The following is a 25,139-nucleotide window of genomic DNA, read 5'->3' on the forward strand; positions in this document are numbered from 1 at the left end:
CAATCCTCGATAAAGTAGGTTGCAAAAAGGGCGCAATGTGCCCGATGTAACGAATGTTTCGGGTAACCGCCAGCCTCGACAACCGGGGTGGTCATTAAACGCGATAACCATGCGATCAGGGGCCCTGCATGTCAAATCACCACGCCGACCAGGCAGCGTTCAGCGAACAGTTCCTTGCCGGACAGCGTTACTGGCAGACCTCCCATGGCAGGCGACAGTGGCAGGCAGAGAAACAGTGTCTGCACCCATTGCTGGCCAGATCCGGCGTACAGCATGCCCTTGAGATCGGTGTAGCGCCGCCGCTGCTGGCCCACGACAGCATTCGCCATCGCATCAGCTGGGCGCCACAGCGCGATCTGGCTGAGCATCCCTCGACCCTCGTCTGTCGCCCCGAAGCCCTGCCACTGGCCGATGAGGCACTGGAGCTGGTCCTGGTGCATCATATGCTGGAAGTGGCGCCTCAGCCCGGCCATCTGCTGCGTGAAGCCGCTCGCGTCACCAGCGACAGCGGTCGTTTGATACTGATCGGCTGGCATCCGCTGGGCATTGCAGGCCCGGCACGGCTCAAGCGGTGTCATGAGCGCTTTTATCAGCGTAGCCGATGGCTGACCCCGGGTCGGCTGCGCGACTGGCTGGCGTTTATCGATTTCAACATTGAGCGTATCGATTACTGCGGCTTTGTGCCTTTCGAAAACACGCCGGACTGGCTTCTCATGGAGACCTGGGGCCGGCGCCACAACCTGCCGCTGGGTCGTGCCTGGGTGATCAGTGCAAAACGCCAGATGTGTCGCATGATTCCGCTTAAAAAGCGCTTTGACCCTGGCGCCATGCTCGGCAGCAAGGTCTCTTCGATGGCCTGCATGTCGCATGAATCCGGGCACGAGCCGTCACATGACATCGTCCAGCTCATGAGTTCTCAAAAGGCGCATGACACGCCGAATCACAACTCTTCAAGCGACATTGCCCGGGAAAGGAAACAACGCAGCCCGACAGCGCCCCCGGGTGTCATGGCATAATGGTGTTCTGATAACGGATACCACGAGGCGCGCAGTGAGCGATGAAGTACGTCCCCATGTCATTATCCATACCGACGGTGGGTGCCGGGGCAACCCCGGTCCGGGCGGCTGGGGCGCGGTTCTGCGCAGTGGTCCTCATGAAAAGTGCCTGAAGGGCGGCGAGGCGCACACCACCAACAACCGCATGGAGCTGATGGCTGCCATCTCTGCTCTGCGGGCGCTGACTCGCCCCTGTCGCATCGAACTCTGGACCGATTCGCAGTATGTCCGTCAGGGCATCACCCAGTGGATTCACAACTGGGTCAAAAAGGACTGGAAAACGGCATCGAAGGCGCCGGTAAAAAATGCCGAGCTCTGGAAGATGCTGCTGGAAGAGTCCCGTCGACACGAGATTGAATGGCACTGGCTCAAGGGCCATGCCGGCCATGAAGGCAATGAATTGGCCGATCAGCTGGCCAATGACGCCATGGATGAACTCAAAACCCGCGAGAAAATGTCATGAGACAGATCGTTCTTGATACGGAAACCACGGGTATCGAAGTCAGGGACGGGCACCGCCTGATCGAAATCGGTGGTGTCGAAGTCATTAACCGTCGCCTGACCGGGCGACACTATCACCAGTACATCAACCCCGAGCGCGCCATCGACCCGGAAGCCATTGAAGTGCATGGCATCACGGATGCGCGCGTGGCCAACGAGCCGGTATTTGCCGATATCGCCCACGAGTTCTGGGAGTTTGTGCAGGGCGCCGAGCTGGTCATTCACAACGCCCCCTTTGACGTAGGCTTTATCGATCACGAATTTGCCATGGTCAACCGGGCGCGTGGCAACGAAGCGCTGGGGCCGCTGGCATCAAAATGCAGCATACTGGACACGCTGAAGATGGCGCGCGATCGCCACCCGGGGCAGCGCAACAGTCTGGACGCCCTGTGCAAGCGCTACGATATCGACAACGGCCGCCGCGAACTGCACGGCGCTTTGCTGGACTCCGAGATTCTGGCCGATGTCTATCTGGCCATGACCGGCGGGCAGACGGCACTGACCCTGGGGGCAGAGCGGGATGCCGACAGCAACAGCAGTGGCAACACGGGCTTTGCCATTCGCCGGCTGTCGGCCGAGCGGGTGCCGCTACGCGTGATTACTGCCAGTGATGAAGAAGCACAGGCACACCAGCAAAAACTGGCCAGAATGAGGGAAAAGGGCATCTGTCTTTGGGACGAACTGGGAGCTTGAGGTGCTGACACGCGATATTCGAACGCTGACCGGCTGCCGCGAAGGCTATCTGATTCGCGTCGGTGAGCATGGCATCGCCGACAACGGGCAGGGCGGCATCCTGCAGCCTCGAGGCCGCTGGCCGGACGGTGCCATCGCCATCGGCTACTGGAACGAGGTGCCGGTCGCCGTGTTATCAGAGCCGGGAGAAGAGCAGTGGCTGCCGGCGCGTCACTGGCTGGGCGCACTGCCCGAACAATCCTTTGGGCTGATCTCCACGGCACTGCAGATCGTGCGCTGGGCACAGGATCATCGCTTTTGCGGCCGCTGCGGGACACGCATGCGCCGTCGCCCCGGCGAGTTCATGATGGCATGTCCGGCCTGCAGCTTTCGAAGCTACCCCAGAATATCCCCCTGCATCATCACCCTGGTGACCTGGCGCGATCAGCTGCTGCTGGCACGAAGCCCGCGCTTCCCCACCGGGCGCTTTAGTACGCTGGCCGGTTTTATCGAGCCCGGTGAATCGGCAGAAGAGGCCGTTCGCCGTGAGGTGTTCGAGGAAGTTGGCGTGCAGGTAGGCCGGGTCAGCTACTTCAAGAGCCAGTCATGGCCGATGCCACACTCTTTCATGATGGGGTTTTACGCCGAGGCGGCCAGCCGCGACCTTCATATCGACGGGGTCGAGATCGAGGCTGCCGACTGGTTTACTGCCGATCAGTTGCCGGGGCTGCCGCCATCCTATTCCATCTCAAGCGCCCTGATCGAAAACTTCCTTCGAGGCAGCGCCACTCGGGAGTGAGCACTCAAAACGTGGCGGCGCCGGAGAGGCTAGGCGTCGCCGCGGCGACGAAAAAGGCGGGTCAGGCGTGACGCCAGCATGATATCGCCGCGGGCGCGAACCTTGCCGGACATGACCGCCTGCATCCCGCTGAGCTCCTTGTTGATCAGCCGCTCGAAGGTGCGGGTATCGGTCATGAGTGTGACGGAAGGCGCCTCGTGGTTCCCTTCCTGAATATCCAGTGTTCCATCATTGATCACGACAAAATAGCGTTGCCCTTCAGCCAGTTCGAGCTGCAGGGTCTCGTGGACACCCGCTGCCGCTTCTGCGTCAAAGCGTTCGTGAAGTTTTGCAATCAGTGGCGCGGTATCGACCATCTTTATGTCCGGTTAATGATTAAAAAATACATGATAGCCATTTCATGGCACGCCATGCCTGGTCCTCAGCACATTGAGGCCTCATGTGCGATGATGGCGCGCATTCTATCCGTTATACCCGGGAGGTTGAAAACGTGGGCGAATGGTTATCCAGCTACGCGCTGTTTCTGGCACAGAGTGTCACGGTCGTCGTGGCCATTGCCGTGGTCCTGATGCTCATGGTTCGGGCGCGCAGTCAGCGCCAGGGGCGCAGTGCCAGACTTCATGTGCGCAATCGCGGAGAATATTTTCGGCGCCATCGCGAAACACTTGAGGATGCCACGCTCAAGGCAGGGGAGCGCGAGCGCAATATCAAGGCCCGACTGAAGGCGCACAAGGCAGAACAGAAGGCGGCCAAAAAGCAGAAACAGGCCGCTGATGGGCGCAACACCCTCTGGGTGCTGGATTTCGACGGCGATTTGAGAGCGTCACGCGTGCCTGCCTTCACGGAGGAGATTACCAGCGTTCTCATGGCCGCGAGGCCCAACGATGAGGTGCTGGTGCGCCTGCAGTCAGGCGGGGGGCTGGTCCACGCCTATGGTCTGGCCAGTGCCCAGCTGGATCGCCTGCGTGAGGCGGGCCTCAGACTGACGGTCAGCGTGGACAAGGTGGCCGCCAGCGGTGGCTACATGATGGCCTGCTGCGCCGATCGTTTGATCGCGGCCCCCTTTGCCGTTATCGGCTCGATCGGTGTGGTCGCTCAGGTGCCCAACCTGCACCGCCTGCTCAAGAAAAACGATGTCGATGTTGAAATCCTGACGGCAGGTCGTCACAAGAGAACCCTGACCATGCTGGGCGAAAATACCGAGGAGGGGCGCCAGAAGTTTCTGGACGATCTGGAAAAGACCCACGATCTCTTCAAATCCTGGGTCGCGTCTCGCCGGCCGGCACTGGATATCGACCAAGTCAGTGAAGGGGACATCTGGTACGGCCAGCAGGCCATTGATCTGGCGTTGATCGATGAGGTCAATACCAGCGAGGCCTGGCTTCAGGCCCGCAGCGATCAGTGGCAGATTCTCGAAGTCGGCCTCAGGCCGCAGCGCTCGATGCTTGAAAGACTTGGCAAGGGCACCGAAGGGGCGATTGAGCGGGGCATCGATCGTGCCATTGATCGCGTGGTGCGACTGCGCTGGGAAAAGCAGTAACGCTTTTGCCAAAAGACAAGCGGCCTGCCCCGGTCAGGGGGCAGGCCGTTTATTGAAACCACGTATCCGGATCAGGGATCAGGACCGATCAAGCCCTGCCAGCGTATCAATGACTGCCTCGGCGTGCTTGCCACGCAGGGAGTAATAGATCGTCTGAGAAGCACGACGTGTGTTGACGAGTTCCTCGCGACGCAGCACGGCCAGGTGCTGGGAGAGCGCCGACTGGCTCAGGTCAAGTTTACTGTTCAGCTCCGATACGGACATTTCACCTTCCCTGAGAAGACAGAGAATGCGCAGTCGGTTTTCGTTGGCCATGGCCTTGAGCAGCGGTGCAGAATCGAGAATGACCATTTCGCACCCCGCTGTCGCGATCGGTGCAGTGGCACATACACTCATTTTTAACTCCTTGTGAAAAAAAACGCTCTGCAGGTTGATGCGCTATTGCCGGCATCGTTTCCGGCAAATACTCGGCATTCAAACGCTGCAGTACCGTGTCCCATGGCGATGATGCACTCACTCATCAAACAGCCTCTGGATTAGCGCTCACGGTTAGATGATTTTATACCTTTCTGGTTCACACAAATCGATCAAAAAACTCAATAATGCTGATATTTGACTATGCCAAAATGCGTATTGCGCTTATGGTGCTTTGTGCTTTCCATATTCTGGTCATTGCCGCCAGCAATTACCTGGTTCAACTGCCCATTACGCTTTTAGGCTTTCACACGACTTGGGGCGCCTTCAGCTTTCCCTTCCTGTTTCTGGCCACCGACCTGACCGTTCGCCTCATGGGGCGACATGCGGCAAGGCGCCTGATTTCTCTCGTCATGCTGCCGGCTCTGGTGGTCTCCTATCTGATCTCCGTACTGTTTCAGCAGGGGCAGTGGCACGGGATGGAAGCCCTCTGGTCGTTTAATCTCTTTGTCGGGCGTATCGCACTGGCAAGCTTTATGGCCTATGCGCTGGGTCAGGCCCTGGATATTCTGGTGTTCGACCGGCTGCGCAGGATGCGCCCCTGGTGGCTGGCACCGGTCGGCTCTACCATTCTCGGCAATCTGCTGGATACCTTTATCTTCTTTTTCGTGGCGTTCTGGCATAGCCCCGACCCCTTCATGGCCGAGCACTGGATTGAAATAGCACTGGTCGACTATGGTGTGAAACTCACCATCAGCCTGCTGCTGTTTCTGCCCCTCTACGCCATGTTGTTGCTCTGGCTACAGCGATGCCTGCTTCGACTTTCCGGCGTAGAAGCCTCAGGAGAAACACAAGGGGATGATGGCAGGCAACATCGGTAATGCTCTGCCAGAATGCGAGCAGGGCATCATGGCGTCGATATGAACAGGGTTACGGAGAGTTCATGAGTATTGAGCTTCACTATGCGGATTCAGGCGTGCCGGAACAGGCAGATGCTCCGCCGCTCATTGTTGTGCATGGTCTTTTTGGCAGCGCTGACAACTGGCGCTCTCACACGAAATACTGGCGTCAAACGCGACGCGTGGTGGCCGTGGATCTGCGCAATCATGGCCGCTCGCCTCATGCGCCCGGCATGGGGTATGAGGACATGGCAGCAGACGTGCTGGGTGTCATGGATCAGCTGGATATCGATCAGTGTGACCTGCTGGGACACTCCATGGGAGGAAAGGTCGCCATGACCCTGGCACGGCATCACCCGAATCGGGTCGCTCGTCTGATTGTGGCCGACATCGCGCCCGTGGCCTACGAGCACGGCCATGACGATATCTTTCGTGCCCATCGGCTGGTCGAGGATGCGCTGCCGGAATCCCGCAAGGAAGCCGATGACGCCATGGCCGAGGCCATCGACAGCCAGACCACAAGGCAGTTTCTGGCCACCAACCTGGCGCGCGATGATCAGGGGATTCTGGGCTGGCGTGTCGGGCTTGATTTCATCGAGGAAGGCTACGGTGACATCGTGGCACCACCGGGGGGAGAAGCGCCCTTTGAAGGGCCAACGCTGGTACTGCGGGGCGAAAACTCCAATTACATCGAAAACGACATGCTACCTCTCATTAACGAGGTGATGCCGGCGGCGCGGGTCGAAACCATCAAGGGCGCCGGTCACTGGCTGCATGCCGAGCAGCCCGAGGCCTTTCTACGGTCCATCGATGATTTTCTGAACGCACGCTAGGTCGGGGGCGCAGCACTGCCCGTTATCCCGCTCGGGAGATCCCGGTTTTCAAGCGGGATAACGCTGATCCCTTCATGCTCGTCGGCCAGAAAGCGCGTCAGGATCCTGTAGGTGTCGGCATCAAAGGCGATATCGGTGGCTTCCGGCGCCTGATCCAGCTGCTCAACGCTGCCGAGATAACACCAGTGATCCACCAGGTGATAGACCACATCCTGATCGCTGGCCGCTTCTCGAAAGGCCACACGCCCGGGCCAGGGCCAGTGCTGAATGCGCAGGCGCTCAAGCGCCTCCCGGCCCCGATGGGCATGCGCCTCCAGGCTTTCCTGGCCACAGCAGGCCCCGGCGCAGCGTCCAATCTGATAGGCAAAGCAGCGCCCCTTGCCACGTTCAAGTCCCATGACCCGCGGACACAGGCGCTGCTGCTCGACAATGCTGCTCAGTGCCTGGGTGGCTTCCCGCCGTGATCGAAACATGCCATAGCGCGTCCCGGCGACATCCTCGTGCAGCATTTTTTGCCCGGCTAGCTGTGGCGCCTGAGCATCGGCTGGCCAGTACCACGTATGCAGCCCGGCGCTACGACGCAGCCGACGGTTGTAAATGGGAGAGAGCTGCTTGATCAGACGTGCCTCGAGCAGCTGCGCGCCCAGATCCCCTGCGGTTTCATGCCACTCCATATGCTGGGTCTGCTGGCATATCTTCATTTCTCGATCGTTGCGATGATCGTTATTGAAATGACTCAACACTCTTGAGCGCAGGTTGACGCTTTTGCCCACATAAAGCGGCAGGCGATTGTGTCCATAAAAGAGATAGACACCGGGCCGGGCGGGGACCTCATCCAGCAGACCGGGGTCAAGCTGGGCAGGCAGGCTGCGGCGACGCTCCTGATCGAGCACCAGGGTTTCGATGTGATCGACGCGATGGTGTGCTGCCCAGTACTGCCAGACGGAAAAAAGTGTCATGGCATCCCCCAGCGCCCGATGGCGCGGCGGGTGAGGCTCGAGCTGATAGCGCTCTAAAAGGGCGTCCAGCCCATGCTGGTGAGAGCCTTTATCCAGCGCCCGGGACAGCTTGAGCGTACAGACAACACGACGGCGGAATTCCCGGCCCAGCCGACGGAATTCATTGCGCAGGAAGCTGTTGTCAAAGCGTGCATTATGCGCCACCAGCCAGCCATCCCCCAGCCACTGCTCAAATGTATCGGCGATCTCCTCAAAGCCGGGCGCCCCGGCGACCAGCGCATTATCGATGCCGGTCAGCGTGGCAATGCGATCAGGGATATCGATGCCGGGATCCACCAGGGTTTCAAAGCGATCAACGATCTGGCCATCGAGTACACGCAGCGCCGCAATCTCGGTAATACGATCGCGCGTGGCACGCGTCCCGGTGGTTTCAAGATCGATAAAGATCAGCGGCGTGTCCGCCAGCGGCGGATGCGTCTGACCTTTTAAATGAGACGGCATGACCGGGGTCTCCCGACGCTCGAGGCGCCGTGCTGGAACACAAAAAATGGGCACGCCTGCAGACAAACCATCATGGCCGCAGGCGAAAGGCCTTACTGAGGATAGATGTCGAAACGTCAGGACGGGAAGCAGGGGGCGTTAACGGCTGGTCATGCGGGAAATGGAGTCCGGTACCAGGTGAGGGTTATCGGCCAGAAAACGGTGCATGGCGGCCACGGTTTCATCACTGCAGTGATGTTCGATGCCTTCGGAATCGGCCCGCGCAATGCTTTCGGGGACACCCAGGGCCAGAAGGGCCTGAAGCACGACCCGATGACGTGCGGCAACCTTGTGGGCCAGCTCTTCCCCCTGATCCGTCAGGAAAATCCCGCGGTAGGGGCGCGCATTGACCAGGCCATCACGCTTGAGACGCGTCACCACCTTGGACACGGCAGCCGGACTGACACCGAAACGGTCGGCAAGATCACTGGCGCGTGCTTCCCCCAGATGACGATGCAGATGCGCTATTTCCTCGACGTAGTCCTCCACCAGTTCACGCTGGTGATCCTGGCGCACGCGCTCAAAATGTTCGTGGTGGGACGTTGATGGCATGACTCTCTCTTGATCGATCGCCGAAACGGGAATAAAAGTAACACATAAAAGTTGACTATTATAATAAGGATTGTAAACAACGCCGTATTCGACGGCACCTGTCAAAGTGGCCATTTGGCCCGTCCTGTCCGGTGCCGTGCGGACATTATCATCGCTGGTTTAAATGGCCATTCCCTACCAGGATGCCTCGTCGTGGTTGCTGTCAGCTACCGATTGCATTGACGTCCTCTGCCAGGCGCTCGACAGGAACACGCTTTTTAATCACACCGCGATCAAGCAGAAAGTTCTCGAAATCCCGATAGCGTGCAGTATCAAACGCGGCCGGACGCAGCGCGAAACGTGCAATGCTCGCCTCCCATGCCTTGTGGTTGACCTCATTGTCCAGCGACTCGTCATATGACTTGAAAAGCGTCCAGCTTTCGTCCGGGTGATTCACGATCCACATCGCCGCCTGCTCAACAGCTTTCATGAAGCGCGACACCAGAGGGCGTTTCTCATCAAGCGTCTCGGTGCTGGCCAGAAATATCAACTCATCGTAGATGGGAACGCCTTCCTCCTCGATAAAGAAGGCGCGCCCGTCAACCCCTTCCTGCGCCAGCTGGGCCGGCTCGAAATTGCGAAAGGCACCGGTCACCCCATCGACCCGACGGCTCAACAGGGCAGGGGTCAGGGCGAAGTTGACGTTGACGGGTTCAATATCGTCCATATCAAGCCCCGAGTGATTGAGCATTGCCGCCAGAAGAACTTCCTCGACACCGCCGACCGAGTAGCCTACTCGCTTGCCCTTGAGGTCGCTGAACTGGTGGATGTCGCTGTCCGCGCGGACCATCAACACATTCAGCGGTGTACCGATCAGGGTGCCGACCCGTTTGACCGGCAGCCCTTCATCGACCTGCAGATGAAGCTGGGGTTGATACCCCAGCGCCAGATCCGCTCGTCCGGCGGCCACCAGCTTGGGCGGGGCGGTCGGGTCAGCCGGCGTTTCGATGGTGACCTTCAGACCCAGATCGCGAAAATACCCCTTTTGCTGGGCAATGATGATCGGCCCATGGCTGGGATTGACATACCAGTCCAGCATCAGACGCAGGGACGACTCGGGAGGTGACGACAGAGGCGTTGACGCCTCGCCCCCGGCGCGCTCATCGGCTCTGGCAACGCCGGTCAGTAAAACGGCCGTGAGCGCCGTAAAACACAGCCAATCGAACATTTTTTTCATGTCATCTCTCCATTAAGCAACGCGTATCTGCCGGCATGGTCCGGCTGCCAGGGCATGGCCAGTCGACACAGACGGTCGACGGTAAAATAAAGCGTGATGGTGATCACCAGCAGCATGATCAGGGCGGCAAACATGAGATCGGTCTGCATGCGGCCGTTGGCCTGCAGCATGAGATAGCCAAGCCCGGCGCTGGAGCCGACCCATTCACCGATGATGGCGCCTATGGGGGCGGCGGTGGCTGCCATGCGAAGCCCCGAGGCCAGCGAGGGCAGGGCCGCCGGCAGGCGTATGTAAAAAAGCTGGCGATTGGCGCTGCCGCCCATGGTGGATGCCAGATCAAGCCAGCCGGTCTGGGTCTGGCGCAGGCCGTCGTAGCAGGTCGAGGCGACCGGGAAATAGATGATCAGGGTCGCCATGACGATTTTCGATCCCGGCCCGTAACCGAACCAGAGCACCAGTAGCGGGGCAATGGCAAAGACCGGGATGGCCTGGGTCAGCAGCAGCAGCGGCAGTACCGTCGAGCGCAAGAAGGCCCAGCGCGACAGCACCAGCGCTGTCCCGGCGCCCAGCAGTGTCCCGCAGAGGAAGCCGGCCACGATTTCGCCCAGGGTCACGAGGGCGTGATGCCACAAAAGCCCCCACTGTGTGACAAGCGTCTGCATGACGCTCAAGGGGGCCGGCAGCATATAGCGCGGCGCTCCGAAAAATATGACCAGCTGCCAGAGGACTACCAGCACGGTGGTGGCCAGTATCAGCCGCAGCAGGGGCAGGTAAAGGGATCGCGTCATGCTGACAGCTCCGTCAGGGCCGTTAAAAGCTCGCCATGATGACGGCTCATCGAGGCGGTCGTCGGGTCACGCGGCGGGGCACCTTCAGGCGGCAGGACACGCTCGATTCGGGCCGGGCTGCCCCGCATGATCAACAGTTGGTCGCCCAGGCGCAGGGCTTCAAGGGGATCATGCGTCACCATCAGCACAATGCGATCTGACAGGAGCTCACAGGCCCGGGCGTGAATATCAAGACGGGTCATCGCATCGAGCGCAGCAAAGGGCTCATCCATCAACACCAGCGGTGCCTGTTCATAGAGCGTACGCGCCAGCGCTACCCGGGCACGCTCCCCGCCGGAAAGGGTCTGCGGATAGCGGCGTGCCGCCCAGCCCAGCCCGGTCTTCTCGAGAAGCGCCATGGCACGATCAGGATCTGCGCGTTCACCGCGCATGACAGCCCCCAGCTGTACGTTATCGATGACGCGTCGCCAGGGCAGCAGCAGATCCTGCTGGCCCATCCATGCAATGCGCTGCTCAAAGGGGTGATGAGACGCATCGACCATTGTCAGATGCGCATCGTTTGAGACGCTCAGCCCTGCCATCATGCGCAGGAGCGAGCTCTTGCCGCAGCCGCTTCGGCCCAGCAGACAGCTCCAGCCGGGGGCGGGCAGAGACAGTGACACATCGTCAAACAGCACACGATCGCCAAAGGCAAGGCGTGCCTGATGCACCCAAAGACCGTCGGACGTGTGAGACTCGAAACGTAAATCTGGCGGTGGCATGAAGGCCCTTTTTACAGGGCGAAGGGCACGGCGTGCGTGACTCGAAATCCCTCCGCCGGCATGAACCGGATCAGGTAGTGGGCGCCATGTGGACGCCTTGCGGGTTGTGGTCAGCCACTCTCAGCATCGATGTTTCATCGATACACCCCGTTCGAACACCGCCGAGTCTAGCGCTCCGGGGCCGCATTCACCATGATTTCATGCACGACAACACCCGTCCTAATAACGGCCATCAACATAAAGTACTTTTTTATCAGAACGTTATTTGCATACTAAAGGAAGGCCAACCGCTTCCGGTACCTTTCATCAACAAGGGCTGCCTGTGTATGTCACCATCGTGCGAACTTACCGAGCGACTCTCCTTTTTTCTGGGACGGCAGCTCATCGCTCAGCCGCTGGACTGGGAAGATGCCTCCAACTGGCGCTGGAAAAGCGATTCGCTGTCGCCGGAAATGATTCGCATGGCGCGAACCAGCATCAATGATCCCTTCTGGCACGGGCTATGGGCGCTTTTCGGATTCGATCGCTGGGCGCATGCCGAGCACCTGACACGTCTGGCCGGTAACCTGCCGGCGCACTTGCCCATGCCACCCCTGCCCATGACCTGGCTGGGCACCCTTCAGGGTGCTCCGGTATGGAGCCTGCCCTGGCGCGCTGGGCGTACCGCGGGCATGGATACTTCATTTACCTCGCGCCTGGGAGAACAGATCGGACGCCTCCATGCCGTTCCCGTATCAGGCTGGGGCCACCCGCTGGCCACCGTGTGGCCGCTGTCAGCATGGCCACAAAGGGTGAAACGTTATCTGGATCAGTACCTGCCACCGGCGGTACTTCGGGATCTGCCCGCACGGATCCCCGTACCGGACAGCGCCGTATGGTGTCTGCCGGATCTGCGCGACGATCAGTTCATCGAAGGCGTGACCGACTGGTGCTGGAGCGACTGGGAAGCACTGGTGTGGGCGCCACGGGAGTTTGACTGGGCCCTGATCGAACTCTTGATCATGGACCCCGATCAACAGCGCCATTTTCTGGATCGTTACTGGCAGTTCTGTGATGCCATCGATATCGGAGCACACCGACGCATCTGCCGAGCCATCTTGTGGCAATTCAACTGCTTCGGGCCGTGCCCCTGGCCGCAGGTACGCGATGCGCACTGCTGGCTTGATTATCCCTGAGCACGGTCGCCGGCATGGAATATTTGATCATGGTCATTCAGACGCATGGATGATAAAGGATGGCGTTCATGGCACACTACCGCTTATTACAAGAGGTTATTAACAAAACGCCGTGACCGACTTTAACAGCATATTCCTGCTTGGCGGATTACTGGTGGCCATGAGCATTCTGGCCAGCCGGGTGTCCGCGCGTATTGGCCTGCCACTGCTGCCCCTGTTTCTTGGCATCGGCATGCTGGCCGGCGTTGACGGCCTGGGCCTGATCAATTTCAGCGACTATAACCTGGCCTATCTGGTCGGCCAGCTGGCGCTTGCCATGATCCTGCTGGACGGTGGCCTTCGCACCCGCATGAAGACCTTCAGGGTAGGTCTGCGACCTGCCCTGTCGCTGGCAACGTTAGGGGTATTTTTGACCAGTGGCCTGACGGGGCTGTTCGCCATGTGGGTGTTCGATCTCAGCCTGTTCCAGGGGCTGCTGGTCGGGGCCATCGTGGGATCCACCGATGCCGCGGCCGTATTTTCGATGCTCAGCGGGCAGGGGATTCGTCTCAACGAGCGTGTCGGCGCCACGCTTGAGATCGAGTCAGGCACCAATGATCCGATGGCGATCTTTCTGACGCTGATTTTGTCGCAGACCCTTGCCGGATCCATCGATAGCGTCTCCGGCACGCTTTTGATGTTTGTCGAGCAGTTCGGTATCGGCACTGTGGCAGGCGTCGCCAGTGGCTGGCTGCTGGGGCGTCTATTGCGCTGGCTGGATCTGGCACCGGGGCTTTATTCATTACTGGCTGCGGCCATGGGCTTTAGCGTGTTCGCCCTGACCAACATGCTGGGCGGCAGCGGTTTTCTGGCCATCTATCTGGCCGGCGTCATGATCGGCAACATCCGTGGCAAGCATCTTGAGTTTATCCTGCCCGTGCATGATGGCCTGGCATGGCTGAGTCAGATTGGCCTCTTTTTGACGCTGGGTCTTCTGGTCACGCCCAGCGAGATGGTCGATTACGCCTGGTCCAGCGTCATGGTCGCCGTGGTACTGATCTTTGTGGCCCGCCCGCTGTCGGTCCTGTTGAGCCTCAAACCCTTCTTCGGATTTCGCTGGCGAGAGCTTGCCTTCATCTCGTGGGTAGGGCTGCGCGGCGGTGTACCCATTGTGCTGGCTATCTTTCCAGTCATCGCCGGGGTCGAGAACGCTTCGCTCTATTTCAATGTCGCCTTCTTCGTGGTGCTGATTTCACTGGTGCTGCAGGGCACCACACTTGGCCATATGGCGCGCTGGCTCAGAGTCGAAATACCAGCAGAGACAGCCCCGGCCCGACGTCGCCTGCTGGGTGTACTGCCTGAAATTGCAGGCCGGGGATGTGGCCTGTGTCATAGCCCGGACCCACGATCTCAATGCCATCAATCATCTTTTCAATGGCGACGCCGAACTCAAGCGGGAGCGCGATTTCTTTGGCGCCTTTGCCCTGTCAGGCGAAGCCCTGATGGGGGATGTGGCCGATGCCTACGGTCTGACACTGTCACGCTGGGAGCGTGAAGAAACGCTTGGCGCCTTTATCGCGCGTCGCGTAGGGGGATACCCGGTGGTGGGGGATGACATCGACTGGCACGGCATTCACTGGATCGTGCAGGACGTGGAAGGCAATAACGTGACGCGTGTCGGTATCAGGCTGCATGGCTAGCATGAAGCAGAACGCCCGCTGATCAGCGGGCGTTTTATCTTTCAACAAGGGTGTCCTAGTTCATCATGCGCCACTTGTTGTTTTTCTCCGACGTCGGCGGCAATGGCTCATCGTCGTAATCAAGCTGAATGCGTGTCGATTCATCCAGCAGATCACCCTGAGGCGTACACTCCTGAAACTCACCGGCATGCCCGGGACGGTCACCGGCGTCGAATACGGCAGGAGGATTATTACCCTGGTGCTCGTTCTCGCGCTCCATGTTGCCCCTGGTAAAACCGCGTCCACTGTTGGCCATTTGAACCTCCCCGTATCATCGGATAACCCTGAGATGAGCCTAGGCAAGGCGTCATGACTCTGCAACCCGAGGCCCCGGGCGGGCCCGTGACGGCTAGGAAGTGTCGATGCCGCGTTACAGGCCGGATTTTCCGGAGTGGCTCAGCTGACGAAACGCGCGCACGGTGCTATCGCTCATTCCCTGCTGGCGATAACAGGCTTCAAGATTGATGAAGACCTCCAGCATGTCGTCACTGAGGTAGAGTTCGTCCACCTTGCAACCGTCCTCTCGGAGCTCCAGACAGATCGCCCCCGTCTCAAGCGGCTGCTGAACGACCTCCCTTGAGATGTGATCATGGGCCGCCTCAGAAGCTTGCTGCAAACGCACAGGTATCAAAACGGTTGCCTCGGTATATCCATCGAAGCAGCAACAGTAAGCGCACGTGTTTTGATTGTAAATTTTCGAGGCGAAAAAGTTAGCAATCATGATGTCGATGGCTTACAACCAGGTCGGGACATCACGAAATCGGAGAGGGCGTTATCATGGCTGCGATGAGCACGCTTTTGATTACTGAAAAGCGCTCAAACGAAAAGAGCCTGCCAATCAATGATCGGCAGGCTCTTCGGATAGTGGCGGAGGGACAGGGATTCGAACCCTGGAAGGGCTACAAACCCTTGGCGGTTTTCAAGACCGCTGCAATCGACCACTCTGCCATCCCTCCGGCTTACGGCGATGCATCTTAACAGCCTGTCAGCAAAGGTCAAGGAGCTTAATTCAATCAAAAGGGCCGTGACTTGCAGAGAGTGCGTTTGAAGCTCATTCTTGGTTAAAATTCCATCAAATTAGACACAAGGCAGGGAGTGATCCATGGTCGATAGAACCTATGGGGTCTCGCAAACCGGGGCCAAAAGCGTCGAGTCACACAAGGTATTGCGCAATACCTACATGCTGCTTGCCATGACACTGCTTTTCTCGGCCGTTACCGCCGGGATCGCGATGTCGATGGGCATCCAGCGCATGAACATTTTTGTCTTTTTCATTGGCGCCTACGGCCTGATGTTTCTGGTCCACAAGACCGCCAACTCGGCCGCAGGACTGCTGGCGACCTTTGCGTTTACAGGCTTTATGGGATTCACCCTCGGGCCGATTCTCAGTGCCTACCTGACACTGTCCAACGGTCCGCAGCTGATCATGACGGCGCTGGGCATGACAGCCGTCACCTTTGTGGGACTTTCAGCGGTCGCGCTGATTACCCGCAAGGATTTCAGCTTCTTGAGCAATTTCATCATGGCCGGCGCCATCGTGCTGATCCTGGCCATGGTGGTTGCGATGGTCTTTAACATCTCCGGTCTGGCACTGGCGGTATCGGCAGGTTTTGTCCTCTTTGCCTCGGCCGTGATCCTGTACGAGACGAGCCAGCTGATCCATGGCGGACAGACCAACTATATTCTGGCCACCATCAGCCTCTATGTGGCCATCTACAATCTGTTTATCAGCCTGCTGTCGATCCTGGGTCTGACCTCCAGCGACTGATCCATCGATACGTCATGATCTGTTAGTATGAAACCCTGCCTTCGGGCAGGGTTTTTTGTTTCAAGAGGCTTGTTTCAGGAGAGTTGTCTTGGTCTCTCAAGGATTGACCTATGCCCTGATGGTGCAGGGGGCGCCCTATAGTCAGCAGGCGTCTCACAGCGCGCTGCGCTTTGCCGAAGCCCTGCCGGCACAGGGACACCGGGTGGCAACGGTTTTTTTCTATCATGATGGCGTCTACAACGCCGCCAGCATGATGTCGCCACCCCGGGATGAACCTCATCTTCTCGAGCGCTGGCGAGCCCTTCATCAGACGCAGCATTGCGAACTGCTGGTCTGCGTGGCGTCCGCCGTTCGACGCGGCCTGCTTGACGAGGGCGAGGCACGGCGTCACGGACACCCGCATCCTACCCTTGAGGCACCCTTTGAACTGACGGGCCTGGGCCAGCTCATGCAGGCAGCGTTTCAACATGACCGATTGATTACCTTTGCCCCTTGAGGCATGTATGACAGGCAGGGCAGTGACATCATGAATTCCAGAAGCATACTGGTCATCGTGCGCCATCCACCGCATGGCACGAGCTGGGTACGCGAAGGGCTTGAGGCGGCGCTGGTCGGCGCAGCGCTGGGACAACCGCCGACAATACTTTTCAGCGGTGATGGCGTTCTGGCACTGCTTGCCCATCAGCAGCGTGGTGCGCTGGGTCAAAAGGGCAGTGCCGCCATGCTGGAAGGCCTGTCACTGTATGACATCGAACCCCTGTGGTATGACCAGCGCTCGCTTGAAACGCGCGGTATGGAGGTCAGTCAGCTGATGCCGGGGTGTCAGCAGGCCTGTGTCGCTGACCTGATCGCCCGGCACGACGTGGTCATGAGTTTTTAATACGCCATTACCGGCATCGACGAGTGTTACCATGAGCACACTTCACCTGATCAATCGTTCTCCCTTCAGCACCAGCATCCTGCAGGAACTTGCCGACGCCGTTTCAGAAGGCGATCATGTTCTGCTGATCGAGGATGGTGTCTACGCAGCCTCTGGCACCACCTCTCGCGTATTGCCGGAGGATATTGAGCTCTGGGCGCTTGAAGAGGACTGTACGTCAAGAGGCGTTACGCCGACCTCTGACACGGTGGGGACGCTGGGCATGGCAGGCTTTGTGGCACTGACCGCCAGCACCGATCGCACTGTCAGCTGGTTTTGACCCCCGGCCGCCCTGATTTCCCGTCGATACAACACCTCTCATTTTTCACGATGCCAGACCCCATGACCCAGAATATGGACACTCTGACGCTTGCTGATGGCACCAGCATCGCACTTGATAGCGATGGCCATCTGCAGGACCTTGAACGCTGGTCTCCCGAAGTGGCCCGAAAAATGGCCGAGCACGAGGGGCGCGAGCTGACGCCGGCCCACTGGGAAATCATCGATCTACTGCGTGATTTTTATACGCGTTTTGAAATGGCCCCCGCCATGCGGGCACTGGTCAAGACTACCCGCCAGCAGCTGGGAGAAGAGAAGGGCACATCGATCTATCTAATGTCCCTTTTCCCCGAGAGCCCGGCGCGCGTGGCCGCACGTCTTGCCGGCCTGCCGCGACCCACGAACTGCCTTTAGGTCAACTCTTGAACTTCCTTGCTCACGCCTGGCTTGCACGTCACGGCAGCGACATTTTCATGCTGGGTAACCTGGTCGCCGATGGCATCAAGGGCCCCGTGCCGGCCGCGGGAGATGACGGATTTGTCCAGGGGGTCCGGTTTCACCGCCGAATGGACGCTCTGATCGATCATCATGAGGTAACGCTGGCCCTCAGAAAGCAGGCGCCCGAGGCGCAGCGTCGTGTGTGCGGCATTGCGCTGGATATCGTCTGGGATCACTTCCTTGCCAGGCTCTACCCCGATGACGCCCTGAATCGGCGCGTCCATCGGGTGCTGAATCATCACCCCACCATGATCCCGGCGCGGCAGACGCGGCTTTTTGAGCATCTTTGCCGCGAGAACTGGCTGGAAGCCTATGGGGATTTTGATTTCACCTGTCGGGCCATTGCCGGGGTGGGCAGCCGTCTGTCCGGCCCCAACCGGCTGGCCGAGCTGACGCCCTGGCTTGAACGGGAATACCCGCTGCTGGAAGAGAGCTTTCACACGATCTGGCCATGGATGCAGCGTGCGGCATGCGAGCATGCCGCGGCATTAGCTCACCAGTAGCAGGCACCTGATGCTGTCGCCCGGCGTGACCTGCGAATGGGCACCGATGACCGCCAGCGCATTGGCGTTGACACAGGAGCGCAGGATGGAAGAGTCCTGATCCTCAAAGGCCACGGCGCGATAGCCATCGCCCTCCCAGTGCAGGGTGACGCGCATGTAGTGATCGCGGCCGGCCGTCTCGGTTGAAAACGCGGCCCGGGCGCTCACCTCCGGCAGGGCCTGCATCGCTTCACACCCCTGCAGGCCACCCATGAGCGGGCGCAAAAAGAGCCATGCGCCGACAAAGCTCGATACCGGGTTACCCGCAAGGCCTACAAAACGGCATTGATCGATGTGCCCCAGCGCCAGTGGCTTGCCGGGGCGAATCGACAGGCGCCAGAGATCCAGCTCGCCCAGCGATTCCAGGGCGCGGCGAACATAGTCGGCGTCGCCCACCGAGACACCACCGGTGGTGACGATGACGTCCACCTGGCGTGATGCCCGCGCCAGCGCCTGCGTCATGTCCTCCAGGGTGTCCGGCACCTGTTCCACCAGCGAAATCTCGGCGCCAAACCGCGGCAACAGATCCAGCAGCATGAACCGGTTGCCGTTATAGATCTGCCCGGGCGCCAGGGGCTCACCCGGCAGTTTCAGCTCATCGCCGGTAAAGAGCAGGGCAACCCGGGGCTTTCGATAGACCGGCACTCGGTCAAAACCCTGGCCTGCCAGAAACCCCAGCGCCGCGCTGTTGAGTCGCGACCCCTGACGCACCAGCACGTCATCGGTGGTGATTTCGCGCCCCCGCAGACGCACGCTGTTGCCCACCTCAAGCCCGGCGGGGATAAACACCCCTTCGTCACGGGTTTCCACCTGTTCCTGCATGATGACGCTATCGGCGCCTTCAGGCAGAGGCGCGCCGGTAAAGATGCGCGCACAGGTGCCTTCTTCCAGCGGTGCTGACTGCTGGCCGGCCATGATGCGCTGGCTGACGGGTAACACTTTGCCGCTATCCCCGGCGCGCAGGGCATAACCGTCCATCGAGCTGTTATCAAAGGGCGGCGTGTCATGGCGGGCATGAAGCGTCTGCGCCAGCACGCGATCGCCGGCAGCCTCAAGCGCTACCCATTCCAGAGGCAGTGGTTCTAAACCGTTCGAGAGCGAATCAAGCGCCTGTTGCGGCGTATGTAAACGACCGCTGTCAGCCATGCTGCCTCCGCCCGGGGATCACCAGGTTGGCAAAATTGCAGGGCTTGTGACGACTGTCGAGCTGTTCAGCGAGCATGCCTTCCCAGCCGGTGCGACAGGCGCCGGTAGAGCCGGGGAGACAGAACACGGCCGTGTGGTTGGCAAACCCGGCCAGTGCCCGGCTTTGAATGGTTGAGCTACCGACGTCGTCCTGCGAGAGACGGCGAAACATCTCGCCAAAGCCTTCGATATGGCTATCAAACAACACGCTGACGGCTTCAGGCGTGGAGTCACGACCGGTAAACCCTGTCCCGCCGGTCGTGATCACGATCTGTACCTGCGGGTCGGCAATCAGGCGCGCCACTTCGGCGCGAATCTGATAGAGCTCATCGCGGATGATCTGTCGGAAGACACAGCGATGGCCGGCCCGCTCAAGCGATTCAATCAGCAGGGCGCCGGAGCGGTCACTGCTTTCATCACGGGTGTCGGAAATGGTTAAAACGGCAATATCGAGCGGTATGAAATCGTCACTCACGAGGATGCGTTCTCCTTTTCCTTCTGGCGCGCTTCAAGCGCCCTGAGCTGCTCGTCGGTGGCCGGTGACTGATGATTGGCCTTCCATTCGCTGTAGGGCATGCCATAGACATGCTCCCGGGCACTTTCCAGATCAAGCTCGATGTGGCGCTCTTCGGCTGCCGTCACCAGCCACTTGGAAAGACAGTTGCGACAGAAGTCGGCCAGAATCATCAGGTCGATGTTCTGCACATCCTTGTTGTCATCAAGATGCTTGAGCAGACGACGAAAGGCGGCGGCCTCAAGCTCGGTCTGGGTCTGCTTGTCCAGTTGTTCCATGTTCAGCTCCTGTAAACGCCCTGAATGCTGCAAAAGGCAAACGATACGATGAGGGCAGAAATATTGTAGGCCTTCAGCCGGGCCCCGAGTAGTGGACAGAGTTGTGACGGCGACAGTCAAGCGTCAGGCGCGCTCGCCCGGCGCGCAAACCGACAGCACCAGGGCGTCCTCGTCACTGATGGAGACCTTGGCATGCCCCATGTCGCTGTCGAAATAAAGGCTGTCGCCGGCATCAAGCTGGAGAGGTTCATAGAATTCGCTGTACAGCAGAATCGAGCCCTCCAGCACCAGCAGAAACTCTTCACCGCCATGACGCACCCAGTCCGGAAAGGCCTGAATGCTGCGAGCGCGAACGATCGTCTTGAAGGGCGTCATGAGTTTTTGTGCCAGCTGTGCCGACAAAAGCTCATGCTCATAGGTGGGCGTGGGATGCTGCTCCCCCTGACCGCTGCGCGTCAGGTCGCGCCGCCCGGCATTGCAGGGCGCACTGCGCGGGCTTTTCAAAAGCTGCGGCATATCCAGCTCAAGCCCGATCATCAGCTTTTGCACGACCACAAAGCTTGGCGAGACCAAATCGTTTTCGATCTTGGAAAGGGTCGAGCGTGCCACGCCGGTACGGCGGCTGACCTCTTCGAGCGTCAACTGCTGGGCACGGCGAATCTCACGCAGACGCTCCCCCAGACGCAGGGGCTCAACGAAGGGCTTTTGCCCGCGGGCAACATTCATGCTGGCCCCTATCCTTGCATCACGATCTGTCATCCTTGCACGAATAACTCCGGGCCGAGGCCGGCCGCCCTCGACATCAGGGAGCCAGCCTGCTCTTCAGCCAGTGACCGTCAGTGCTCCGCCAACGATAGCGAATCCGGTCATGCAGGCGACTAGGCTGACCCTGCCAGAACTCGACCATGATTGGCACGACCCGATAGCCACCCCAGTGCGGCGGGCGATCCACCTCATTGTCCTGATAGGCACTCTCAAAGCGACGGGTACGCTCATCAAGCCACTGTCGATTCGGGATTTCCACGCTCTGCTGGGAGATCCAGGCACCCAGCTGGCTTGCTCTGGGGCGGGAGTGAAAATAGGCATTGGATGTGTCATCGGAGACCTGTTCAACGTGGCCTTCAATGCGCACCTGACGCTGCAGGGTCGGCCACCAGAACACCAGCGCCGCATGAGGACAGGTCCCCAGCTCACTGCCCTTGTGACTCTGATAGCTGGTGTAGAACACCATGCCATCTTCATCGAAACCCTTGAGCAGCACGATGCGCGCGTGAGGGATGCCTTCATTGTCGGCCGTGGCCAGCGTCATGACATTGGCGTCATCGCGCTCGCTCTCCAGCGCTGCGTTGAGCCACTCCGAAAAGAGAGGCCATGGCGCTTCGGGCGTGCTGTCACGGTCGAGAGTGTCTCCGGCATAATCACGACGCAAATCAGAAATGGTGCTCATGAGCGGTTTCCTTGAAGCTTCGGGAGGCGTCACCTGGTCAGCCTCGCAATAGTGTGCCGGGCATGATTCACGGCTCTGGTAGTCGTTTTACCCGGTGTCCGAGGTATTATCGTTACGTTGCCAGCGGTGAATAAGAAACGAGTAGCTGCCGGCACTGAGCAACAGGGTCAGCGCCGAAAGCGCCTCGACAAGACCCAGCCACCATAGCCCCGGCAGTTGCAGCATGGCCGCACCCTGAATGATATAAAGCACGCTGACAAATGCCAGCCAGCCATAGCCCCGACGGCGCTCGGTGCGCAGCACCACCCCCAGCAGCGCCAGCGGCACAATACGTACCAGCACGGGCAGCAGTGTCTCGGTGCCGCCGCGCTGCGACAATACCAGCCCCGTGACCAGCGTGACTGCCAGAAGAACGCCCCAGCTGATGGCCACGACCCGGCGCGCCCGTTGCCGGGCGCCAGCCGCCCCGTAGCGCTGCTCGAAGGTGCGAAACAGCACGACTACTGTCCTCTTGTCGTTTCAAGCGCCAGTGCCAGCCGTGCCAGACGCTTGCCCTGTGCCATTGCCAGCGCGCGCTCGTGCTCATCGATGCTGCGGTCGTTGTCCGGTCCGGCGAAGTGACTGGCCCCGTAAGGCGTACCGCCGGTACGCGTGGTGAACATTTCATCCACGCTATAGGGAATGCCTGCGATGACCATGCCATGGTGGAGAAGGGGATTCATCATCGTCAGCAGCGTGCTCTCCTGACCCCCGTGGATGCTGGACGTCGAGGTAAAGACCGTCGCGGGCTTGTCGACCAGCGCCCCGTTGAGCCAGAGCGTACTGGTACCATCCAGAAAATGCTTGAGTGCTGCCGCCATGTTGCCAAAGCGGGTCGGGCTGCCCATGGCAAGGCCTGCGCAGTCACGAAGGTCATCATGGCTGGCGTAGATCGGCCCTTCATCGGGAATATCACTGGCCACCGCCTCACACTCGCTGGATACCGAAGGCACCGTGCGCAGGCGGGCATCAATACCGCCCACCGATTCAATGCCTGCGGCGATGTGACGGGCAATATCGCGTGTCGCGCCCTGCCGGGAGTAATAAAGCACCAGTACGTAGGGTCGGGTCATGACATATCCTTGTGGAAACGATAGAGGCCAATTCTGGCAGGTATGTCACCATTGTGCCCATTGAGGCAGCGGTTGTCAGGCAGCACGGCCTTCAGATTCGGTTGGTCAGTGCGCATGGCTAGCGCTATGTTTCAGTTAACAATCAAACGGTTATCGTCAGGAGAAGGACAAGGTGAGACGTTTTCCCATACCCCGATACCTGTGGTTGTTGCTGACGCCGTTCAAGGCGCTGCTCAAACTGTTCAAACGCTTCAATGCACACGACGGCCTGCAGACGGCGGCCTCTCTGACCTACACCACGCTGTTTGCCGTGGTCCCGCTGACGACCGTGGTGTACGCTCTTTTTGCCGCCATACCCGAGTTTCAGGATGCCGGGGATCATATCCAGCAGTTCGTGTTTCAGCAGTTCGTGCCTGAAACGGGCGAGACGATTCTGAACATGCTGCGCGGCTTTACGCAGCAGGCACGCGGTCTGACCATGGTCGGCGTCGCGTTTTTGCTGGTCACCTCGATTCTGATGATGATGACGGTCGAAAGCGCGCTCAATCGTATCTGGGGCGTTCGTCACAACCGGCACGGCCTGATGGGCTTTTTGATGTACTGGGCCGTACTGACCCTGGGGCCCATCCTGATCGGCAGTGGCTTTCTGCTGTCCTCCTATCTGGCCTCCATCAGCGTACTGAATTCGGCCGCCTCCTGGCTGGGAGTCAGCGATTTCATCCTGCATTTTTTGCCGCCGATTTTGAGCTTCCTGGCCTTTTTGTTTATCTATATCACCGTGCCCAACGCTCGGGTGCGCTTCAAGCATGCCGCCGCCGGCGCCCTGCTGGTGTCGGTGTCGCTGGAGCTGGCCAAATGGGGCTTTTCCATCTATGTCACCAACTTCCCTTCCTATCAGATTCTTTATGGTGCCTTTGCCGCCGTGCCACTTTTTTTGCTCTGGATATTTTTAAGCTGGGCCATCATCCTGATGGGAGCCGAGCTGGCTGCCTGGCTGGATGAATCACAGCATGCCGATTGGCGCCGCTGGCCCCTGTTCTGGCAGGCCGCGGGCATACTGATGCTGCTGCACCAGACGCAGGCAAGCGGACAGGGCGCCCTGAAAACGTCCAGGGTAAGAAGGCGGCTGGGAGGGCACTACCATACGCTGCGGGCCACGCTGGTCGAGAAGGGCTGGGTGGCGATCAGTGAAGAGGATGAATGGGTGCTGGCAAGACCGCTTGAAACCCTCTCGCTCAAGGACTTCGTGAATGGCCTGCCCTGGGCCATGCCAGATCAATACCGGGCACCTGATGGCTATAGTAGACTTGCCGACATGATGAATGCCGCACGACAGCGCCATGACGAGGCACTGGAGGTTCCGATGTCATCAGCCGTATCGGAAGACACCCGTGCTCACCGGCGCTCCACCCCATAACGGCCAGAACCGGAGGCGAGGCACTTCATAACTTATTCCCGACGCGACGCTCTGACACTGATGCTGCCCGACCGGCAGCAGCCCCTGTTTGAACGACAAGCCTATTGGTGACCCTGCCAATACGCGAGGAGTAGCCTGATGAATGCCAATCAACGCGATGATGAGCTTTTCTTTCATGAAATGGCTGACGTCATCCCGCTCAACAAGGGACACAACCGTGCCGATGCCAGCAGTACCGGCACGCGAGTCCCCAGCGACGCCCAGCTTGCCAGGCGGGCCAGCGCCCAGGACGGCGAACAGGAGAGCAATTTCCTGTCTGATGAGTTTGTAGACCTTCTACCGGCCAATGACCCGATCGAGTTTCGCCGCGATGGTATCCAGACCGGTGTGATCGAAAAGCTGCGTCATGGCGGCTATCAGGTCGACTCCCAGCTCAATCTGTTAAAGCGCCCTGTGGCCGAGTGCCGGCGGGAGCTTTTCAACTTCATTCGCCAGGCCCACGAGCATGAGCTGCGCTGTGTCATGATCATTCACGGCCGCGGCAAAAGCGATGAGAGCCATGCCAATGTGGTGCGCTCCTATGTCGGCAAATGGCTGCAGCAGTTTGACGAAGTGCAGGCCTACGCCACGGCCCAGCCCCGTCACGGCGGGCTGGGCGCCACCTATGTCATGCTGAGAAAGTCCCATCGCTCTCGTCAGCGCAACCGCGAGCTGCATCAGCGCCGTCGTGCGCCCTGAGCGTGAACCTCATGCCTGCT

General features: G+C 59.5%; 32 protein-coding genes, 1 tRNA gene and 1 pseudogene. 17 read left to right on the plus strand and 17 right to left on the minus strand.

The genetic code is table 11. The features are described 5' to 3' along the window. Positions 1-128 precede the first annotated feature (128 nt). From C8D72_RS04195 to nudC, 4 genes are read left to right on the plus strand one after another with little or no spacing between them, the layout of a single operon-like run. Positions 129-1,016 carry a methyltransferase domain-containing protein gene (locus C8D72_RS04195; RefSeq protein WP_115853110.1) on the plus strand — a complete coding sequence of 296 codons (888 nt, stop codon included), beginning with the start codon at positions 129-131 and terminating at the stop codon, positions 1,014-1,016. Between the two features lie 34 nt (positions 1,017-1,050). Then, on the plus strand, positions 1,051-1,518 hold the full coding sequence (rnhA, locus tag C8D72_RS04200; protein ID WP_245955141.1) for a ribonuclease HI: 468 nt from the start codon (positions 1,051-1,053) through the stop codon (positions 1,516-1,518). Beyond that, complete coding sequence (gene dnaQ, locus C8D72_RS04205; protein ID WP_115853112.1) at positions 1,515-2,249, plus strand: DNA polymerase III subunit epsilon; 735 nt, start codon at positions 1,515-1,517, stop codon at positions 2,247-2,249. Before rnhA ends, dnaQ begins: the two co-directional genes overlap by 4 nt. Position 2,250: 1 nt before the next feature. After that, the gene (nudC, locus tag C8D72_RS04210; RefSeq protein ID WP_115853113.1) at positions 2,251-3,027 is read left to right on the plus strand and encodes an NAD(+) diphosphatase; all 777 of its coding nucleotides are present in this window, start codon (positions 2,251-2,253) and stop codon (positions 3,025-3,027) included. Between the two features lie 29 nt (positions 3,028-3,056). Here the strand turns inward: nudC and C8D72_RS04215 are convergent, their stop codons facing one another. Then, complete coding sequence (locus C8D72_RS04215) at positions 3,057-3,383, minus strand: SCP2 sterol-binding domain-containing protein (protein ID WP_115853114.1); 327 nt, start codon at positions 3,381-3,383, stop codon at positions 3,057-3,059. 134 nt (positions 3,384-3,517) lie between these two features. Here C8D72_RS04215 and sohB point away from each other — a divergent pair, with 134 nt between their 5' ends. Then, entirely contained in the window at positions 3,518-4,567 is a 1,050-nt protein-coding gene (gene sohB / locus C8D72_RS04220) for a protease SohB (RefSeq protein WP_211308755.1), read from the plus strand. Between the two features lie 78 nt (positions 4,568-4,645). Here the strand turns inward: sohB and C8D72_RS04225 are convergent, their stop codons facing one another. Next, a complete protein-coding gene (locus tag C8D72_RS04225; RefSeq protein WP_227876013.1) occupies positions 4,646-4,918 on the minus strand; it encodes an ArsR/SmtB family transcription factor in 273 nt (90 codons plus the stop codon). A 251-nt stretch (positions 4,919-5,169) separates the two neighbouring features. On the opposite strand from C8D72_RS04225, the gene C8D72_RS04230 reads away from it, so the two are divergent. Together C8D72_RS04230 and C8D72_RS04235 are read left to right on the plus strand one after the other, a co-directional pair. Beyond that, entirely contained in the window at positions 5,170-5,862 is a 693-nt protein-coding gene (locus tag C8D72_RS04230; RefSeq protein WP_115853116.1) for a 7-cyano-7-deazaguanine/7-aminomethyl-7-deazaguanine transporter, read from the plus strand. A gap of 62 nt (positions 5,863-5,924) precedes the next feature. Further along, complete coding sequence (locus C8D72_RS04235) at positions 5,925-6,713, plus strand: alpha/beta fold hydrolase (protein ID WP_115853117.1); 789 nt, start codon at positions 5,925-5,927, stop codon at positions 6,711-6,713. On the opposite strand, the gene C8D72_RS04240 is transcribed toward C8D72_RS04235, so the two are convergent. From C8D72_RS04240 to C8D72_RS04260, 5 genes are all read right to left on the minus strand, one after another. After that, positions 6,710-8,173 carry a 3'-5' exonuclease family protein gene (locus tag C8D72_RS04240; protein WP_115853118.1) on the minus strand — a complete coding sequence of 488 codons (1,464 nt, stop codon included), beginning with the start codon at positions 8,171-8,173 and terminating at the stop codon, positions 6,710-6,712. The genes C8D72_RS04235 and C8D72_RS04240 overlap by 4 nt on opposite strands. A 138-nt stretch (positions 8,174-8,311) precedes the next feature. Further along, positions 8,312-8,764 carry a manganese-binding transcriptional regulator MntR gene (mntR, locus tag C8D72_RS04245; RefSeq protein ID WP_086898989.1) on the minus strand — a complete coding sequence of 151 codons (453 nt, stop codon included), beginning with the start codon at positions 8,762-8,764 and terminating at the stop codon, positions 8,312-8,314. A 202-nt stretch (positions 8,765-8,966) separates the two neighbouring features. Then, positions 8,967-9,980: an ABC transporter substrate-binding protein gene (locus C8D72_RS04250; protein ID WP_245955143.1), complete on the minus strand. Its 1,014-nt coding sequence runs from the start codon at positions 9,978-9,980 to the stop codon at positions 8,967-8,969. Beyond that, positions 9,977-10,768, minus strand: a complete 792-nt coding sequence (locus tag C8D72_RS04255) for an ABC transporter permease (protein ID WP_115853119.1) — start codon at positions 10,766-10,768, stop codon at positions 9,977-9,979. Before C8D72_RS04255 ends, C8D72_RS04250 begins: the two co-directional genes overlap by 4 nt. Continuing rightward, on the minus strand, positions 10,765-11,529 hold the full coding sequence (locus C8D72_RS04260) for an ABC transporter ATP-binding protein (protein ID WP_115853120.1): 765 nt from the start codon (positions 11,527-11,529) through the stop codon (positions 10,765-10,767). Before C8D72_RS04260 ends, C8D72_RS04255 begins: the two co-directional genes overlap by 4 nt. A 326-nt stretch (positions 11,530-11,855) precedes the next feature. Between C8D72_RS04260 and C8D72_RS04265 the strand changes: the two genes are divergently transcribed. Together C8D72_RS04265 and C8D72_RS04270 are read left to right on the plus strand one after the other, a co-directional pair. Next, a complete protein-coding gene (locus C8D72_RS04265; protein ID WP_115853121.1) occupies positions 11,856-12,704 on the plus strand; it encodes an aminoglycoside phosphotransferase/kinase family protein in 849 nt (282 codons plus the stop codon). 112 nt (positions 12,705-12,816) lie between these two features. Further along, positions 12,817-14,383, plus strand: a pseudogene (locus C8D72_RS04270) (potassium/proton antiporter). Between the two features lie 55 nt (positions 14,384-14,438). On the opposite strand, the gene C8D72_RS04275 reads toward C8D72_RS04270, so the two are convergent. The 3 genes from C8D72_RS04275 to C8D72_RS04285 all read right to left on the minus strand — a co-directional run bounded on the left by C8D72_RS04275 (position 14,439) and on the right by C8D72_RS04285 (position 15,378). Next, positions 14,439-14,678, minus strand: a complete 240-nt coding sequence (locus C8D72_RS04275) for a hypothetical protein (protein WP_115853122.1) — start codon at positions 14,676-14,678, stop codon at positions 14,439-14,441. 114 nt (positions 14,679-14,792) lie between these two features. Beyond that, the gene (locus C8D72_RS17515; protein WP_170140496.1) at positions 14,793-14,930 is read right to left on the minus strand and encodes a hypothetical protein; all 138 of its coding nucleotides are present in this window, start codon (positions 14,928-14,930) and stop codon (positions 14,793-14,795) included. A 357-nt stretch (positions 14,931-15,287) separates the two neighbouring features. After that, positions 15,288-15,378 (minus strand) — tRNA-Ser (locus C8D72_RS04285). Between the two features lie 146 nt (positions 15,379-15,524). On the opposite strand from C8D72_RS04285, the gene C8D72_RS04290 reads away from it, so the two are divergent. The 6 genes from C8D72_RS04290 (at position 15,525) to C8D72_RS04315 (ending at position 18,389) form a co-directional block, all read left to right on the plus strand. Beyond that, positions 15,525-16,190, plus strand: coding sequence for a Bax inhibitor-1/YccA family protein (locus C8D72_RS04290; protein ID WP_115853124.1), 666 nt, complete (start codon positions 15,525-15,527; stop codon positions 16,188-16,190). Positions 16,191-16,293: 103 nt separating this feature from the next. Further along, positions 16,294-16,686 carry a sulfurtransferase complex subunit TusD gene (gene tusD, locus C8D72_RS04295; protein WP_115853125.1) on the plus strand — a complete coding sequence of 131 codons (393 nt, stop codon included), beginning with the start codon at positions 16,294-16,296 and terminating at the stop codon, positions 16,684-16,686. A 30-nt stretch (positions 16,687-16,716) separates the two neighbouring features. Continuing rightward, positions 16,717-17,070: a sulfurtransferase complex subunit TusC gene (gene tusC / locus C8D72_RS04300; RefSeq protein WP_115853619.1), complete on the plus strand. Its 354-nt coding sequence runs from the start codon at positions 16,717-16,719 to the stop codon at positions 17,068-17,070. Positions 17,071-17,101: 31 nt separating this feature from the next. After that, on the plus strand, positions 17,102-17,389 hold the full coding sequence (tusB, locus tag C8D72_RS04305) for a sulfurtransferase complex subunit TusB (RefSeq protein WP_115853126.1): 288 nt from the start codon (positions 17,102-17,104) through the stop codon (positions 17,387-17,389). A 62-nt stretch (positions 17,390-17,451) separates the two neighbouring features. Further along, positions 17,452-17,802, plus strand: a complete 351-nt coding sequence (locus C8D72_RS04310) for a TusE/DsrC/DsvC family sulfur relay protein (protein WP_115853127.1) — start codon at positions 17,452-17,454, stop codon at positions 17,800-17,802. 8 nt (positions 17,803-17,810) lie between these two features. Next, entirely contained in the window at positions 17,811-18,389 is a 579-nt protein-coding gene (locus C8D72_RS04315; protein WP_115853128.1) for an acyl carrier protein phosphodiesterase, read from the plus strand. Here the strand turns inward: C8D72_RS04315 and C8D72_RS04320 are convergent. The 7 genes from C8D72_RS04320 to wrbA form a co-directional block, all read right to left on the minus strand. Beyond that, positions 18,375-19,574, minus strand: a complete 1,200-nt coding sequence (locus tag C8D72_RS04320; protein ID WP_115853129.1) for a molybdopterin molybdotransferase MoeA — start codon at positions 19,572-19,574, stop codon at positions 18,375-18,377. The two genes, C8D72_RS04315 and C8D72_RS04320, sit on opposite strands and share 15 nt — an antisense overlap. Further along, a complete protein-coding gene (gene moaB, locus C8D72_RS04325; RefSeq protein ID WP_115853130.1) occupies positions 19,567-20,088 on the minus strand; it encodes a molybdenum cofactor biosynthesis protein B in 522 nt (173 codons plus the stop codon). Before moaB ends, C8D72_RS04320 begins: the two co-directional genes overlap by 8 nt. Then, complete coding sequence (locus tag C8D72_RS04330) at positions 20,085-20,405, minus strand: DUF1244 domain-containing protein (RefSeq protein WP_115853131.1); 321 nt, start codon at positions 20,403-20,405, stop codon at positions 20,085-20,087. The genes moaB and C8D72_RS04330 overlap by 4 nt, the downstream gene beginning before the upstream one ends. Before the next feature lie 123 nt (positions 20,406-20,528). Next, complete coding sequence (locus tag C8D72_RS04335) at positions 20,529-21,131, minus strand: helix-turn-helix domain-containing protein (protein ID WP_245955144.1); 603 nt, start codon at positions 21,129-21,131, stop codon at positions 20,529-20,531. A 76-nt stretch (positions 21,132-21,207) separates the two neighbouring features. Then, complete coding sequence (pdxH, locus tag C8D72_RS04340; protein ID WP_115853133.1) at positions 21,208-21,852, minus strand: pyridoxamine 5'-phosphate oxidase; 645 nt, start codon at positions 21,850-21,852, stop codon at positions 21,208-21,210. Between the two features lie 87 nt (positions 21,853-21,939). Beyond that, positions 21,940-22,350, minus strand: coding sequence for a DUF2069 domain-containing protein (locus C8D72_RS04345; RefSeq protein WP_115853134.1), 411 nt, complete (start codon positions 22,348-22,350; stop codon positions 21,940-21,942). A 2-nt stretch (positions 22,351-22,352) separates the two neighbouring features. Then, on the minus strand, positions 22,353-22,964 hold the full coding sequence (wrbA, locus tag C8D72_RS04350; RefSeq protein WP_115853135.1) for an NAD(P)H:quinone oxidoreductase: 612 nt from the start codon (positions 22,962-22,964) through the stop codon (positions 22,353-22,355). A gap of 172 nt (positions 22,965-23,136) precedes the next feature. On the opposite strand from wrbA, the gene C8D72_RS04355 reads away from it, so the two are divergent. Both C8D72_RS04355 and smrA read left to right on the plus strand, forming a co-directional pair. Continuing rightward, positions 23,137-24,381 carry a YihY family inner membrane protein gene (locus C8D72_RS04355; protein WP_115853136.1) on the plus strand — a complete coding sequence of 415 codons (1,245 nt, stop codon included), beginning with the start codon at positions 23,137-23,139 and terminating at the stop codon, positions 24,379-24,381. A gap of 138 nt (positions 24,382-24,519) precedes the next feature. Continuing rightward, on the plus strand, positions 24,520-25,119 hold the full coding sequence (smrA, locus tag C8D72_RS04360) for a DNA endonuclease SmrA (protein WP_115853137.1): 600 nt from the start codon (positions 24,520-24,522) through the stop codon (positions 25,117-25,119). Positions 25,120-25,139: the final 20 nt, after the last annotated feature.

Origin of the sequence: Kushneria indalinina DSM 14324, from assembly GCF_003385845.1 — a bacterium.
Lineage (GTDB): Bacteria > Pseudomonadota > Gammaproteobacteria > Pseudomonadales > Halomonadaceae > Kushneria > Kushneria indalinina.

Excerpts from the sequence above, each read along its gene's own strand:
- C8D72_RS04195 (WP_115853110.1), top strand. The coding sequence starts at position 129 with ATGTCAAATCACCACGCCGACCAGGCAGCGTTCAGCGAACAGTTCCTT.
- dnaQ (WP_115853112.1), top strand. The coding sequence starts at position 1,515 with ATGAGACAGATCGTTCTTGATACGGAAACCACGGGTATCGAAGTCAGG.
- C8D72_RS04215 (WP_115853114.1), bottom strand. The coding sequence starts at position 3,383 with ATGGTCGATACCGCGCCACTGATTGCAAAACTTCACGAACGCTTTGAC.
- C8D72_RS04225 (WP_227876013.1), bottom strand. The coding sequence starts at position 4,918 with ATGGTCATTCTCGATTCTGCACCGCTGCTCAAGGCCATGGCCAACGAA.
- C8D72_RS04230 (WP_115853116.1), top strand. The coding sequence starts at position 5,170 with ATGCTGATATTTGACTATGCCAAAATGCGTATTGCGCTTATGGTGCTT.
- C8D72_RS04235 (WP_115853117.1), top strand. The coding sequence starts at position 5,925 with ATGAGTATTGAGCTTCACTATGCGGATTCAGGCGTGCCGGAACAGGCA.
- C8D72_RS04240 (WP_115853118.1), bottom strand. The coding sequence starts at position 8,173 with ATGCCGTCTCATTTAAAAGGTCAGACGCATCCGCCGCTGGCGGACACG.
- mntR (WP_086898989.1), bottom strand. The coding sequence starts at position 8,764 with ATGCCATCAACGTCCCACCACGAACATTTTGAGCGCGTGCGCCAGGAT.
- C8D72_RS04250 (WP_245955143.1), bottom strand. The coding sequence starts at position 9,980 with ATGAAAAAAATGTTCGATTGGCTGTGTTTTACGGCGCTCACGGCCGTT.
- C8D72_RS04255 (WP_115853119.1), bottom strand. The coding sequence starts at position 10,768 with ATGACGCGATCCCTTTACCTGCCCCTGCTGCGGCTGATACTGGCCACC.
- C8D72_RS04260 (WP_115853120.1), bottom strand. The coding sequence starts at position 11,529 with ATGCCACCGCCAGATTTACGTTTCGAGTCTCACACGTCCGACGGTCTT.
- C8D72_RS04265 (WP_115853121.1), top strand. The coding sequence starts at position 11,856 with ATGTCACCATCGTGCGAACTTACCGAGCGACTCTCCTTTTTTCTGGGA.
- C8D72_RS04275 (WP_115853122.1), bottom strand. The coding sequence starts at position 14,678 with ATGGCCAACAGTGGACGCGGTTTTACCAGGGGCAACATGGAGCGCGAG.
- C8D72_RS04290 (WP_115853124.1), top strand. The coding sequence starts at position 15,525 with ATGGTCGATAGAACCTATGGGGTCTCGCAAACCGGGGCCAAAAGCGTC.
- tusC (WP_115853619.1), top strand. The coding sequence starts at position 16,717 with ATGAATTCCAGAAGCATACTGGTCATCGTGCGCCATCCACCGCATGGC.
- tusB (WP_115853126.1), top strand. The coding sequence starts at position 17,102 with ATGAGCACACTTCACCTGATCAATCGTTCTCCCTTCAGCACCAGCATC.
- C8D72_RS04310 (WP_115853127.1), top strand. The coding sequence starts at position 17,452 with ATGACCCAGAATATGGACACTCTGACGCTTGCTGATGGCACCAGCATC.
- C8D72_RS04320 (WP_115853129.1), bottom strand. The coding sequence starts at position 19,574 with ATGGCTGACAGCGGTCGTTTACATACGCCGCAACAGGCGCTTGATTCG.
- C8D72_RS04330 (WP_115853131.1), bottom strand. The coding sequence starts at position 20,405 with ATGGAACAACTGGACAAGCAGACCCAGACCGAGCTTGAGGCCGCCGCC.
- C8D72_RS04335 (WP_245955144.1), bottom strand. The coding sequence starts at position 21,131 with ATGAATGTTGCCCGCGGGCAAAAGCCCTTCGTTGAGCCCCTGCGTCTG.
- pdxH (WP_115853133.1), bottom strand. The coding sequence starts at position 21,852 with ATGAGCACCATTTCTGATTTGCGTCGTGATTATGCCGGAGACACTCTC.
- wrbA (WP_115853135.1), bottom strand. The coding sequence starts at position 22,964 with ATGACCCGACCCTACGTACTGGTGCTTTATTACTCCCGGCAGGGCGCG.
- smrA (WP_115853137.1), top strand. The coding sequence starts at position 24,520 with ATGAATGCCAATCAACGCGATGATGAGCTTTTCTTTCATGAAATGGCT.